Annotated in this window: 12 protein-coding genes and 1 other RNA gene; 9 read left to right on the forward strand and 4 right to left on the reverse strand. The window is 60.6% G+C overall.

Going from position 1 to position 12,766, the window contains the following annotated elements:
* Positions 1-113: 113 nt before the first annotated feature.
* The 4 genes from KGA88_RS01730 to KGA88_RS01745 form a co-directional block, all read right to left on the reverse strand.
* Entirely contained in the window at positions 114-692 is a 579-nt protein-coding gene (locus tag KGA88_RS01730; RefSeq protein ID WP_223588441.1) for a BON domain-containing protein, read from the reverse strand.
* Positions 689-1,282 carry a phosphoheptose isomerase gene (locus tag KGA88_RS01735; protein ID WP_007972584.1) on the reverse strand — a complete coding sequence of 198 codons (594 nt, stop codon included), beginning with the start codon at positions 1,280-1,282 and terminating at the stop codon, positions 689-691. Before KGA88_RS01735 ends, KGA88_RS01730 begins: the two co-directional genes overlap by 4 nt.
* A 104-nt stretch (positions 1,283-1,386) precedes the next feature.
* The gene (locus KGA88_RS01740) at positions 1,387-1,749 is read right to left on the reverse strand and encodes a YraN family protein (RefSeq protein WP_110658909.1); all 363 of its coding nucleotides are present in this window, start codon (positions 1,747-1,749) and stop codon (positions 1,387-1,389) included.
* Positions 1,749-3,560 (reverse strand): penicillin-binding protein activator, encoded by a 1,812-nt coding sequence (locus KGA88_RS01745; RefSeq protein ID WP_223588443.1) that lies wholly within the window; start codon positions 3,558-3,560, stop codon positions 1,749-1,751. Before KGA88_RS01745 ends, KGA88_RS01740 begins: the two co-directional genes overlap by 1 nt.
* A 177-nt stretch (positions 3,561-3,737) precedes the next feature.
* Between KGA88_RS01745 and rsmI the strand changes: the two genes are divergently transcribed.
* The 9 genes from rsmI to mraY all read left to right on the forward strand — a co-directional run bounded on the left by rsmI (position 3,738) and on the right by mraY (position 12,763).
* Positions 3,738-4,643: a 16S rRNA (cytidine(1402)-2'-O)-methyltransferase gene (gene rsmI / locus KGA88_RS01750; RefSeq protein WP_223588446.1), complete on the forward strand. Its 906-nt coding sequence runs from the start codon at positions 3,738-3,740 to the stop codon at positions 4,641-4,643.
* Between the two features lie 75 nt (positions 4,644-4,718).
* Positions 4,719-5,072: RNase P RNA component class A (gene rnpB / locus KGA88_RS01755), an RNA gene on the forward strand.
* 357 nt (positions 5,073-5,429) lie between these two features.
* Positions 5,430-5,885 carry a division/cell wall cluster transcriptional repressor MraZ gene (gene mraZ, locus KGA88_RS01760; RefSeq protein ID WP_103396242.1) on the forward strand — a complete coding sequence of 152 codons (456 nt, stop codon included), beginning with the start codon at positions 5,430-5,432 and terminating at the stop codon, positions 5,883-5,885.
* Entirely contained in the window at positions 5,882-6,829 is a 948-nt protein-coding gene (rsmH, locus tag KGA88_RS01765) for a 16S rRNA (cytosine(1402)-N(4))-methyltransferase RsmH (RefSeq protein WP_411740827.1), read from the forward strand. Before mraZ ends, rsmH begins: the two co-directional genes overlap by 4 nt.
* Positions 6,826-7,119 (forward strand): cell division protein FtsL, encoded by a 294-nt coding sequence (ftsL, locus tag KGA88_RS01770; protein ID WP_085724063.1) that lies wholly within the window; start codon positions 6,826-6,828, stop codon positions 7,117-7,119. Before rsmH ends, ftsL begins: the two co-directional genes overlap by 4 nt.
* On the forward strand, positions 7,119-8,858 hold the full coding sequence (locus tag KGA88_RS01775; protein ID WP_223588465.1) for a peptidoglycan D,D-transpeptidase FtsI family protein: 1,740 nt from the start codon (positions 7,119-7,121) through the stop codon (positions 8,856-8,858). Before ftsL ends, KGA88_RS01775 begins: the two co-directional genes overlap by 1 nt.
* A complete protein-coding gene (locus tag KGA88_RS01780) occupies positions 8,858-10,321 on the forward strand; it encodes a UDP-N-acetylmuramoyl-L-alanyl-D-glutamate--2,6-diaminopimelate ligase (RefSeq protein ID WP_110661761.1) in 1,464 nt (487 codons plus the stop codon). Before KGA88_RS01775 ends, KGA88_RS01780 begins: the two co-directional genes overlap by 1 nt.
* Positions 10,314-11,681 (forward strand): UDP-N-acetylmuramoyl-tripeptide--D-alanyl-D-alanine ligase, encoded by a 1,368-nt coding sequence (locus tag KGA88_RS01785; protein WP_223588448.1) that lies wholly within the window; start codon positions 10,314-10,316, stop codon positions 11,679-11,681. Before KGA88_RS01780 ends, KGA88_RS01785 begins: the two co-directional genes overlap by 8 nt.
* Positions 11,681-12,763: a phospho-N-acetylmuramoyl-pentapeptide-transferase gene (mraY, locus tag KGA88_RS01790; protein WP_008005012.1), complete on the forward strand. Its 1,083-nt coding sequence runs from the start codon at positions 11,681-11,683 to the stop codon at positions 12,761-12,763. Before KGA88_RS01785 ends, mraY begins: the two co-directional genes overlap by 1 nt.
* Positions 12,764-12,766 lie beyond the last annotated feature (3 nt).

Consider the following 12,766-nt stretch of genomic DNA (forward strand, 5'->3'; position numbering starts at 1 on the left):
ACGATGTAGGAGCGAGCCTGCTCGCGATGGGCGTGAACGATGACGCGGGCTGTCTGAATGAGCGCATTCACCGGACGTTTTTCGCGAGCAGGCTCACTCCTACAGGATGGGGTTCAATCGATGTACTCAAACAGCTTCACAATCTTCTGCACACCGGAAACGCCTTGCACCAAATTGGTCGCCTGCGCAGCTTCCTGTTTGGTCAGCAGACCCAGCATGTAGACAATGCCGTTTTCAGTGACGACCTTGATACGCGAGCCTGGGATGTTCGCGTCGGCGAGCATCTGGGTCTTGATCTTGGAGGTCAGCCAGGTGTCGTTCTGGCGGGCCAGGAAGCTGGAAGGTGGCAGGACTTGCAGTTCGTTGTGCACCTGCTTCACGCGCTGGACCGCGGCTGCGGCCTGTTCGGCCTTGGCCTTGAGGTCTGCGCGGGGTGTTTGCCCGGCGAGCAGCACGACACCGTTGAAGCTGGTGACGACGATATGCGAATCCTTATCCAGGGCCGGGTCGGCCTTGGCGACGTTCACGCCAACTTTAGTGTCGATCAGGGAGTCGTCGATCTTGCTGCCCAGTGTGCGAGTGCCACGGTCATCTTCAATCGGAGCCTCGCGGCTGGCAGTCACCACCGAGGTGCAGCCGCTGATGCCGAGGCACAGGGTCAAGGCCAGTAGGCCAAGGCGATTAGGGGTCATTCTTCACTCCCGAACAATTGGCTGTCGATCAAGTCGCAAAGGCAATGGATCGCCAGCAGGTGGACTTCTTGAATACGAGCGGTGACGTTGGCCGGTACGCGAATCTCGACGTCCTCGGGCAACAGTAGCGACGCCATGCCGCCGCCGTCACGTCCCGTCAATGCTACGACAATCATTTCGCGATCATGTGCGGCCTGGATCGCTTGAATTATGTTGGCCGAGTTGCCGCTGGTGGAGATAGCCAGCAACACATCGCCCGGTTGGCCGAGTGCACGGATCTGTTTGGAGAAGATTTCGTTGTAGCTGTAGTCGTTGGCGATCGAGGTGATCGTCGAGCTGTCGGTTGTCAGGGCGATGGCTGGCAGGCTCGGGCGCTCGCGCTCAAAGCGGTTGAGCAGCTCGGACGAGAAGTGCTGGGCGTCGCCAGCAGAGCCGCCGTTGCCACAGGAAAGCATTTTGCCTTCGTTGAGCAGGGCGTTGACCATGACCTGGCTGGCTTGCTCGATGTGCGGTGCAAGTACTTCCATCGCCTGTTGCTTGGTGTCGATACTGGCCTGAAAAAGCTGGCGAATTCGCGATTGCATGTCCATCTGTGTGACCTTAAGTAGCGCGGCTGTTCGGCACGTGAATGTGCAGCCCGCAAAGCAAAGAGCAAAAGTGTTGGGTGATAGTGTCCGGTTCGCAATGCCGGCGATCAGCCGTCGAAGGCATTCTGTAGCCAGTTCAACTGATCGAGGTGGCTGTCGATGGCAATCACGTCGAAGCGGCAAGGGGAATTGGCCCAACGCGACTCGCGCTGAAGAAAATATTGCGCGGCGAAAATCAGTTTTTGCCGTTTGCGCTCATCGATGCTATCGAGCGCGCCACCCCATTGAGTGTTTTTTCTGTAGCGGACTTCAACGAATACTACTGTATCGCCATCTAGCATGACCAGATCAAGCTCACCGCGTTTACACAACCAGTTCTGCGCCAGCAGGCGCAGACCCTGTTGTTGAAGATGCTCGAGCGCATGGCGCTCGGCATCCTTGCCGCTTTGCTGGCGTGACCTGTCAGGCATCAGCGAGCGGTGTCCGGCAGGCGCTGGATCTGACCATTGGCGAACTGGGCCCAAGGCAACTGACGCACGACCCGCTGGGTCTGAGTCATGCCAAGGCTGCCCGATTCACCGTCGATGCGGCTGTCCGGCAGGGACTTGAGCTGGCCCAGGCGTGGCGCCAGACGATAGGCATCCACACCCATTGCATACAGGCGACCCAGGCTGCCGGCGGCCTGTGGCCACTGGGCGGTGACCTGGCGGCGCAGTGGGTCGTTGGTCTCCAGCAACCATGGCGTTTCGCAGAAGCGAATGCCGTTCATGTCGTTGTACTGGTTGACGTCACCGCTGGCGCTGAACACGTGGGAGGTGGCGTAGACCGGCACATCGCCCGCGTACTGGAAGTTCAGGGTCGGTTTGATCTGTTGGGCCTGTTGCGGCGTTGCGGCAAGGAAGATGAATTCGATGTCCTGGCGGCGCGACGGCTGGGCGGCTACTTGTGAGCCAACAGTGCTTTGCAGGCTCTTGGCGCGACCTTCGCTCTGGCGCAGCTGGAACATATCGGCAATCTGCTGGGCCAACTGTACCGGTTGATCAACACGTTCGGTGGCAACGATGGTGCCGCCATTGGCTTGCCAATCCTGGCTGAATGCCCTGAGCACGCGGTCGCCCCATTCGCCTTTCGGCACCATGATGGCGGCGCGATGCAGGCCGTCGGCGCGGGCGCGGCGCGACACTTCGCGGGCTTCGTCTTCTGCGGCCAAGCCGAACTGGAACAGCTGCGCCGGACCTTGGTCGCCCTCGCTGTAGTTCAGTGCCAGCGTGGTGATCGGCAGTTGCGGGCGAGTACTCAGCTGTTTGACCAGTGGCTTCTCCAGCGGGCCGACGACCAGTTGCACGCCATCGGCCTGGGCCTTGCGGTAGAACTCGTCCATGGAGGTCAGGCGCGAGCTGTCGTAGAACTCGATGGCAGGTGGTTTCTGCCCGGCCTGTTGGGCCTGGTAGTGGGCGGCCATGAAGCCGTCGCGCAGCGCTTTGCCGACCGAGGCCAGTTGGCCGTCCTGAGGCAGCAGCAGGGCGATTTTGGTCAGGGGCTGGCTGGCCAGTTCCTTGAGTTGGGTCAACGCATGCGGCAACTGAATGGCTGCAGGATGTTTCGGATTCTGCGCGCGCCAGTTGTCGATGGCGGCCTGTTGCTGCTCCAGGGTGCCGGCGGACTTCACCGCCAGCGCCAGGGCCATCCAGCCGCCGAGATCGTCGGTACTGTTCGGCTGCAGCTGCTCGGTCGGCAGCGAAGCGATCAGGGCCCAGATGGCTTCGTGGTTCTTGCTCGCGGCTTCACCCTTGAGCATTGGGGCGATGAAAATGCGCTCGCGAGCCGCGGCAAGGGTCTGGCCATCGGCTTCAAGGGCGCGGGCGTGAACGGTGCCGGTGCGAACCTGTTGCTCGACGGGCAGTTCGCTCAAGCGTTGCATGCTCGGATGGCTCAAGGCAGTCAGCGCAGCTTTGGGCTGGTTGCGAGTCATGGCCAGTTCAGCCGCCAGCGTGCTGGCGAAGACCTGTTGGCCTGGCTTGAGCTGTTCGACAGGCACCTGTTGCAGGATTTGCGCGGACTGGCCGGCATTGCCCTGGTGGTAGGCCAGGTCGGCAGCGCTCAAGCGCAGCAGGGCGGCATCTTCCGGTGATTTGCTTTGGGCGGCTTTCTCAAGCAACTGCTCGATACTGGCGTCCGGTGTCCGTGGAAGTTCGCCAAGGCTGGAGGAGGGCGAGCTGGCGCAAGCCGCCAGCAAGGCAGCGAGGCAGAGGGCAGATAACAGCCGCAGGCAAGCGATCATGTAAGCGTTCCTGATACTCGATCAAATTAGCGTGGAATTGTACCCAAGCACTGGCCGGGGCGCGATGTTAGTGGCGTGAATCGATCAATTTAGCTGGTGTAAATGTTGCGCCAGCGCACAAATGGTCGCCGATGACAGGTTTGCTTGCGCGTATCGTGAGCCTCGCTACGCGCTACAATGGCGACTTTTACCGATCATGAGGTGTGCGCTTTGACTGCTCCAGGTGCTTTGAATTCCGCTGCTGGCTCGCTTTATGTGGTGGCGACGCCCATCGGCAACCTGGATGACATCAGTGCCCGGGCGCTGAAGATTCTGCGTGAAGTGGCCTTGATCGCCGCGGAGGATACCCGCCATTCCCAGCGCTTGATGCAGCACTTCGGCATTTCGACACCATTGGCGGCCTGCCATGAGCACAACGAGCGGGATGAAGGTAGTCGCTTTATCACTCGCCTGCTTGCCGGTGACAACGTGGCGTTGATCTCGGATGCCGGGACGCCGCTGATTTCCGATCCGGGTTATCACCTGGTGCGGCAGGCGCGAGCGGCGGGCATCAATGTGGTGCCGGTTCCGGGTGCCTGCGCATTGATTGCGGCGTTGTCGGCGGCTGGGCTGCCTTCCGACCGTTTCATTTTCGAAGGCTTTCTGCCAGCCAAGGCTGTGGGGCGGCGAGCGCGTCTTGAGCAGGTAAAGGAAGAGCCTCGCACATTGATCTTCTATGAGGCTCCGCATCGCATCCTTGAGTGCCTGCAAGACATGGAGCTGGTGTTCGGCCCCGAGCGCCCGGCACTGCTTGCCCGTGAGCTGACCAAGACGTTTGAAACCCTGAAAGGATTGCCGCTGGCAGAGCTGCGCGAGTTTGTCGAGTCGGACAGCAATCAGCAGCGCGGCGAGTGCGTGGTGTTGGTGGCGGGCTGGTCTGCCCCCGAGGAAGAGGGCGCCGTCAGCAGCGAGGCGATGCGCATCCTCAACCTGCTGCTCGAAGAAATGCCGCTCAAGCGTGCGGCCGCTTTAGCGGCGCAAATTTCCGGCGAGCGAAAGAATGTGCTGTACCAGATCGCGCTGGATAAACAGAAGGCTGAGTAAAACCCGACGCGCAGGCGTGCCCAAAGGCGCTTAACGCTTGTTCTTCGGGCGCTCTGCCGGTAACCTTCGCGGCGGAGAGTCGATCGGACAGTCGCTGCCCTCTATGAAAATTAGGGGGGGGAGGAAAGTCCGGGCTCCATAGGGCGAAGTGCCAGGTAATGCCTGGGAGGCGTGAGCCTACGGAAAGTGCCACAGAAAATAACCGCCTAAGCGCTTCGGCGCCGGTAAGGGTGAAAAGGTGCGGTAAGAGCGCACCGCACGTCTGGCAACAGTTCGTGGCTAGGTAAACCCCACTTGGAGCAAGACCAAATAGGGTCCCAAGGCGTGGCCCGCGCTGGGACCGGGTAGGTTGCTAAAGATGTCCAGTGATGGCCATCGTAGACGAATGACTGTTCAAGACAGAACCCGGCTTACAGATCGACTCTCCACCTTTTTCTTTCCTCTGCTTGAATCAATGAGCAGGGGAGCCAGGTGATAGCAATTTCCCTTCTTATACAATCATCCGCAGAACCTCTTTTGTAATACCAAAAAAATCTTACTCTTAATAAATTACTTTAACTTCCGAACGCAGCCGCCTGTGCTGATTCAAGTTATGGGGCAGTTTCATCTGCCGAATTCTCGTTACCCCTCCGTTAATGCTCCTAAATCTCAGTTCTGTAAGGCTTTTCCTTTAATCCGCGCCTTGACGGTGTGGTGGGCGCATTCCTATAGTGTGCGCAAGTGGCGGAAAGTGGCATGAAGTGGGTTTTTTGAGCTAAAAACGCTAGAATTTGGAGAGGCGCTGACGTGTTTCGCGGAGCCAACGCTATCAGTCTCGATGCAAAGGGCCGTCTCGCAATGCCGAGCCGGTACCGTGACGAGCTCGATTCGCGCAGTTCCGGTCAATTAATCGTGACAATTGATGCCGTTGATCCTTGTTTGTGTGTTTACCCCCTCGATGAGTGGGAAATTATTGAAACCAAACTGCGCGCACTGCCTTCGCTTCGCGAAGAGAACCGCCGCCTGCAACGTTTACTGATTGGTAATGCCGTCGACCTCGAGCTCGATGGCAGTGGTCGTTTCCTGGTTCCACCGCGTCTTCGTGAATATGCCAAGTTGGATAAGCGCGCGATGTTGGTGGGCCAACTGAACAAGTTCCAATTGTGGGACGAGGATGCCTGGAACGCGGTTTCTGCCGCTGACCTGGCTGCTATTCAACAACCGGGCGCCATGCCTGAAGAACTGCGTGATTTGATCCTGTGACTATTGATAGCGGCTTTAACCACATCACCGTACTGCTTGACGAAGCCGTCGAGGCTCTCGCCGTACGTCCTGATGGCTGCTATCTGGACGGCACGTTCGGACGCGGCGGACACAGCCGGTTGATCCTCAGCCAGCTCGGTCCCGATGGTCGGTTGCTCGGATTCGATAAAGATCCACAAGCGATTGCCACCGGGCAGACGCTAGCGGCCGAAGACGGCCGCTTTGTCGTTGTGCAGCGCAGCTTTGCCGAGCTCGGTGCCGAAGTGGCCGAGCGCGGAATGAACGGCAAGGTCAGCGGTGTGTTGCTCGATCTGGGCGTGTCTTCACCGCAGCTCGACGACCCTGAGCGCGGTTTCAGTTTCCTCAATGATGGTCCGCTGGACATGCGCATGGATCCGTCCCGTGGCATCAGCGCAGCCGAATTCGTCAACACCGCGCCTGTGGAAGAAATCGCCCGGGTGTTCAAGGAATACGGCGAAGAGCGTTTCTCCGGTCGCATGGCTCGCGCCGTGGTCGAGCGTCGCGACGTCAAGCCATTCGAGCGTACCGGTGACCTGGCGGAAGTCCTGAAAGTCGCCAACCCGGCGTGGGAAAAGGGCAAGAACCCGGCAACCCGCGCATTCCAGGGCTTGCGTATTCACGTCAACAACGAACTGGGTGATCTGGAAACCGGCCTCGAAGCCGCGTTGGAGTGCCTGGAAGTGGGCGGTCGCCTGGTGGTGATCAGCTTCCATTCGCTGGAAGACCGTATCGTCAAACTGTTCATGCGCAAGCTGGTGAAAGGCGAAGCCGACAACCTGCCGCGCAACCTGCCGGTTCGGCACGTCGCCTTCGAACCGAAAATCAAAGTCCATGGCAAAGCGCAGACGGCCTCCGACGCCGAACTCAAAGCCAACCCACGTTCCCGTAGCGCTGTCATGCGTGTGGCGGAGAAGCTGCGGTGAGCAGGCTTTTCGCCAAGCCATTACCCGGCGGAAGCTTCTTCATGCTGCTGCTGTTTGTCGGCGTGCTCGTGTCGGCTATCGGCGTGTCTTACAGCGCCCACTGGAATCGCCAGTTGCTGAACACGCTGTACAACGAATTGAGCGTGCGCGACAAGGCGCAGGCCGAGTGGGGCCGGTTGATTCTGGAGCAAAGCACCTGGACCGCCCACAGCCGTATCGAAGTGCTGGCCACCGAACAACTGAAAATGCACATCCCCGGTGCCGCTGACGTGAAGATGGTGGCGCCATGATGAAACTCGAAGGCGCACTCTTCCCGTGGCGGTTCCGCGTGGTGCTGGGGTTGCTCGGCGTCATGGTGGCCGCGATCTGCTGGCGCATCATCGATCTGCAAGTGGTCGACCGTGACTTCCTTAAAGGTCAGGGCGATGCGCGCAGCGTTCGGCATATTCCAATTCCGGCGCACCGTGGCCTGATCACCGACCGTAACGGCGAGCCTTTGGCCGTCAGTACCCCGGTGACCACGCTGTGGGCCAACGCCAAGGAAATGCAGCTGGAAAAAGACAAGTGGCCGGCACTGGCCGCCGCCTTGGGGCAAGACCCCAAAGCCCTGACCGAGCGTCTTGAAGCGCAGGCCAACAAGGAATTCATTTACCTGGTGCGCGGGCTGACGCCTGAGCAGGGGCAAGCGGTGCTCGACCTGAAGGTCCCAGGGGTCTACGGCATCGAAGAGTTCCGGCGCTTTTATCCTGCCGGTGAAGTCACCGCCCATATGGTCGGGTTTACCGACATCGATGATCACGGTCGTGAAGGCGTCGAACTGGCGTACGACGAATGGCTGGCCGGGGTCCCTGGCAAGCGTCAGGTGATCAAGGACCGGCGCGGCCGGCTGATCAAGGATGTCCAGGTCACCAAAAACGCCAAGGCCGGCAAGCCCTTGGCGTTGTCCATTGACCTGCGCCTGCAATACCTGGCCAACCGCGAATTGCGCAACGCGATCATCGAGAACGGCGCCAAGGCCGGCAGCCTGGTGATCATGGACGTGAAGACCGGCGAGATTCTCGCGATGGTCAACCAGCCGACCTACAACCCGAACAATCGTCGCAACCTGCAGCCGGCGATGATGCGTAACCGCGCGATGATCGACGTGTTCGAACCGGGTTCGACCATGAAAGCGATCTCGATGAGCGCCGCCATCGAAACCGGCCGCTGGAAACCGAGCGACACCGTCGAGGTGTATCCGGGCTCCTTGCAGATCGGCAAGTACACCATCAAGGACGTCTCCAAGAGCGAAGGGCCAGTGCTCGACCTGGCCGGCATCCTGATCAATTCCAGTAACGTCGGCATGAGCAAGATCGCCTTCGATATCGGTGGCGAGACGATTTTCCGCCTGGCGCAGAAAGTCGGTCTGGGCCAGGATACCGGCCTCGGCTTCCCGGGCGAGCGCGTTGGCAACCTGCCGAACTACCGCGAATGGCGCAAGGCTGAAACCGCCACGCTGTCCTACGGCTACGGTGTATCCGTGACGGCGATCCAGCTGGTCCACGCCTTCTCGGCCCTGGCCAACAACGGTCGCCTTGCACCGCTGACCCTGATCAAGACCGACAAGGCGCCGCAAACCACCCAGGTGTTGCCGGAGGCCGTGGCGAAAACCATGCAAGGCATGCTGCAACAAGTGATCGAGGCCCCGCGCGGTGTGTTCCGTGCGCAGGTGCCGGCGTATCACGTGGGCGGCAAGTCGGGTACCGCGCGTAAAACCTCGGTTGGCACCAAGGGTTACGCCGAGAATTCCTACCGCTCGCTGTTCGCCGGCTTCGGCCCGATGAGCGATCCGCGTTACGCCATTGTGGTTGTAATCGACGAGCCGACCAAAGCCGGTTACTTCGGTGGCCTGGTTTCCGCGCCGGTGTTCAGTCGTGTGATGTCGGGCACCCTGCGCCTGATGAACATCACGCCGGACAACCTGCCACCTACTCAACAAGCGAACGCTACACCGGTCGTTCCGCTGAAAGCCAATGGAGGGCGCGGCTGATGTCTCTGAGCCTGAACAAGATTTTCCCTCACGCCGGCCACGATCTGCTGATTCGCGAGCTCGCCCTGGACAGCCGCAACGTGCGCGCGGGCGATCTGTTCCTCGCCGTGCCGGGCGGCAAGTTCGACGGCCGTGCGCACATTGCCGACGCCTTGCAGCGCGGTGCTGCTGCGGTGGCTTATGAAGTCGAAGGCGCTACGGTCCTGCCGATCACTGAAGTGCCGCTGATTCCGGTCAAGGGCCTGGCGGCCCAGCTGTCGGACATCGCCGGGCGTTTTTATGGCGAGCCGAGCCATCACCTGAACCTGGTGGGCGTGACCGGCACCAACGGCAAGACCAGTGTCACTCAACTGGTCGCCCAGGCGCTGGATCTGCTTGGCCAGCACTGCGGCATCGTCGGCACCCTCGGTTGCGGTTTCTACGGTTCGTTGGAAAGCGGCCTGCACACCACGCCGAACCCGATTGCCATGCAGGCGACGTTGGGCGACCTGAAAAAGGCCGGGGCCAAAGCGGTCGCCATGGAAGTGTCGTCCCATGGTCTTGATCAGGGCCGTGTCACCGCACTGGCGTTTGATGTGGCCGTGATGACTAACCTGTCCCGCGATCATCTGGACTATCACGGCACCATGCAGGCCTATGGTGAAGCGAAGGCCAAGCTGTTCGCCTGGAACGATTTGAAATGCCGTGTGGTTAACCTCGACGACGATTTCGGCCGGCAACTGGCCGCCGAAAAGCGTGAATCGCGGCTGATCACCTACAGCCTGCTCGACAGCAGTGCTTACCTCTATTGCCGTGAGGCGCAGTTCGACGACGAAGGCGTACGCGCCACGCTGGTCACGCCACAGGGCGAGCACCACTTGCGCAGCACCTTGCTCGGTCGTTTCAACCTGAGCAACGTGCTCGCAGCGGTTGGCGCATTGCTTGGCCTGGATTACGCACTGGACGAAATTCTCAAGGTGCTGCCGAAACTCGAAGGCCCGGCCGGTCGCATGCAGCGCCTCGGTGGCGGTACTCAACCGTTGGTAGTGGTCGACTACGCCCATACCCCGGATGCCCTGGAAAAAGTCCTGACGGCCTTGCGTCCACACGCAAAGGGTCGGCTGCTGTGCCTGTTCGGCTGTGGCGGTGACCGCGATCGCGGCAAGCGTCCGTTGATGGCCGAAGTGGTCGAGCGCCTGGCCGATGGCGTGCTGGTGACCGATGACAACCCGCGCACGGAAGATCCATCGGTGATTTTCGATGATATCCGCGCCGGTTTCACGGCTGTGGATAAAGTGGAGTTCGTTGCCGGTCGTGGTCAGGCGATTGCCCGGCTGATCGCCAGTGCCTCGGTGGATGACGTGATTGTCCTGGCCGGTAAAGGTCACGAGGACTATCAGGAAATCAACGGCGAGCGGCATGCCTTTTCCGATCTGGTCGAGGCTGATCATGCCTTGACCGCGTGGGAGGTGGCCCATGCTTAAGGCGTTGAAACTGAGTGAACTGACCGGTGTGCTGAACGCTCGCCTGGTGTCCGCCGATGCCAGCTTCGACGGCGTCAGCATCGACAGCCGTGCAATTAAGCCGGGTCAACTGTTCATTGCCCTGACCGGTCCGCGTTTTGACGGTCATGACTATCTCAATGAAGTCGCCACCAAGGGCGCCGTGGCCGCGCTGGTCGAGCGTGAAGTCGCCGACAGCACGTTGCCGCAGTTACTGGTCAGCGACACCCGCCAGGCCCTGGGCCAGTTGGGCGCGCTGAATCGCGCCGCTTATACCCACCCGGTCGCGGCCATCACCGGTTCCAGCGGCAAGACCACGGTCAAGGAGATGCTCGCGAGCATCCTGCGCACGCGCGGTGCAGTGCTGGCGACCCGTGGCAACCTGAACAACGACCTTGGCGTACCGCTGACCTTGCTCGAACTGGCGCCGGAACACACCGCCGCGGTGATCGAACTGGGTGCCTCGCGCCTGGGCGAAATTGCCTACACCGTCGGCCTGACCAAGCCGCACGTGGCCATTCTCAACAATGCCGGGACCGCCCACGTCGGCGAGTTCGGCGGGCCGGAAAAAATCGTCGAAGCCAAAGGCGAGATCATTGAAGGGCTGGATGCCGATGGCGTCGCCGTTCTCAATCTCGACGACAAGGCGTTCGCTATCTGGAAGGCGCGTGCCGGTGATCGCAAAGTGCTGACGTTTGCGTTGAGCAACTCCAGCGCCGATTTCTACGCCAGTGACCTGGCCACCGATGCCCGCGGCTGCCCCGCATTCAACTTGCACAGCCCTGAAGGTGCGGAGCGCGTTCAACTGAATCTGCTCGGCACCCATAACGTCGCCAATGCCATGGCCGCCGCCGCTGCCGCCCATGCCTTGGGTGTGTCGCTGTTCGGCATCGCCACCGGCCTCGGCGCGGTGCAACCGGTCAAGGGGCGAACCGTCGCGCAACTGGCCAGCAATGGCATGCGCGTGATTGATGACACTTACAACGCCAACCCCACCTCCATGTGCGCTGCCGTTGATATACTGGCCGGCTTTTCCGGTCGCACCGTCCTGGTGCTCGGGGATATCGGCGAGTTGGGCGAATGGGCGGAGCAGGGGCACCGCGACGTGGGCGAGTACGCCCGTGGCAAGGTTTCTGCGCTGTACGCCGTCGGACCAATGATGGCTCACGCCGTGAACGCATTCGGTCCACAGGCTTTGCACTTCAGCACGCAGGCTGAACTGATCAAGGCCCTGGGCGCCGAGCAAGACACAAACACCACCATTTTGATCAAGGGGTCGCGTAGCGCTGCGATGGAAAACGTCGTCGCCGCTTTGTGCGGGTCCAGTCTGGAGAAACATTAATGCTGCTGCTGCTAGCGGAGTATCTGCAACAGTTCTACAAAGGCTTCGCGGTCTTCCAGTACCTGACCCTGCGCGGGATTCTCGGTGTACTGACCGCGCTGGTCTTGTCGCTGTGCTATGGCCCGTGGATGATCCGCACCTTGCAGAACCGTCAGATCGGCCAGTCCGTTCGCAACGACGGCCCGCAGTCGCACCTGTCCAAATCGGGAACCCCGACCATGGGCGGCGCGCTGATCCTGTCGTCCATCGGCGTCAGCACCCTGCTGTGGGCTGACCTGACCAACCGTTACGTCTGGGTCGTACTGCTGGTGACCCTGCTGTTCGGCGCCATCGGCTGGGTCGACGACTACCGCAAGGTCATCGAGAAGAACTCCCGTGGCTTGCCGAGCCGCTGGAAGTATTTCTGGCAATCGGTATTCGGCCTGGGCGCGGCGATCTTCCTGTACATGACAGCCGCCACGCCGGTTGAAACCACGCTGATCCTGCCGATGCTCAAGGACTACAGCATTCCATTGGGCGCAGGCTTCATCGTCCTGACCTATTTCGTGATCGTCGGTTCGAGCAACGCGGTCAACCTGACCGACGGCCTCGACGGCCTGGCGATCATGCCGACGGTGATGGTGGGCGGTGGCCTGGGTATTTTCTGCTACCTGTCGGGTAACGTGAAATTCGCCGAATACCTGCTGATTCCTTATGTTCCGGGCGCGGGCGAGTTGATCGTGTTCTGTGGCGCGCTGATCGGCGCAGGCCTGGGCTTCCTCTGGTTCAACACCTATCCGGCGCAAGTCTTCATGGGTGACGTCGGCGCACTGGCGCTGGGCGCGGCCCTGGGCACCATCGCGGTGATCGTCCGCCAGGAAATCGTCCTGTTCATCATGGGCGGTGTGTTCGTGATGGAAACCCTGTCAGTCGTCATTCAGGTTGCCTCTTTTAAACTGACCGGTCGCCGTGTGTTCCGCATGGCGCCCATTCACCACCACTTTGAACTCAAGGGCTGGCCTGAGCCGCGCGTGATCGTCCGTTTCTGGATCATCACCGTGATTCTCGTGCTGGTCGGCCTTGCCACCCTGAAGCTGAGGTAGAAA

This window comes from Pseudomonas sp. A-R-19, assembly GCF_019956575.1.
Lineage (GTDB): Bacteria > Pseudomonadota > Gammaproteobacteria > Pseudomonadales > Pseudomonadaceae > Aquipseudomonas.

Excerpts from the sequence above, each read along its gene's own strand:
- KGA88_RS01735 (WP_007972584.1), bottom strand. The coding sequence starts at position 1,282 with ATGGACATGCAATCGCGAATTCGCCAGCTTTTTCAGGCCAGTATCGAC.
- KGA88_RS01775 (WP_223588465.1), top strand. The coding sequence starts at position 7,119 with ATGAAACTCGAAGGCGCACTCTTCCCGTGGCGGTTCCGCGTGGTGCTG.
- KGA88_RS01730 (WP_223588441.1), bottom strand. The coding sequence starts at position 692 with ATGACCCCTAATCGCCTTGGCCTACTGGCCTTGACCCTGTGCCTCGGC.
- KGA88_RS01780 (WP_110661761.1), top strand. The coding sequence starts at position 8,858 with ATGTCTCTGAGCCTGAACAAGATTTTCCCTCACGCCGGCCACGATCTG.
- KGA88_RS01785 (WP_223588448.1), top strand. The coding sequence starts at position 10,314 with ATGCTTAAGGCGTTGAAACTGAGTGAACTGACCGGTGTGCTGAACGCT.
- KGA88_RS01740 (WP_110658909.1), bottom strand. The coding sequence starts at position 1,749 with ATGCCTGACAGGTCACGCCAGCAAAGCGGCAAGGATGCCGAGCGCCAT.
- rsmI (WP_223588446.1), top strand. The coding sequence starts at position 3,738 with ATGGCGACTTTTACCGATCATGAGGTGTGCGCTTTGACTGCTCCAGGT.
- mraY (WP_008005012.1), top strand. The coding sequence starts at position 11,681 with ATGCTGCTGCTGCTAGCGGAGTATCTGCAACAGTTCTACAAAGGCTTC.
- KGA88_RS01745 (WP_223588443.1), bottom strand. The coding sequence starts at position 3,560 with ATGATCGCTTGCCTGCGGCTGTTATCTGCCCTCTGCCTCGCTGCCTTG.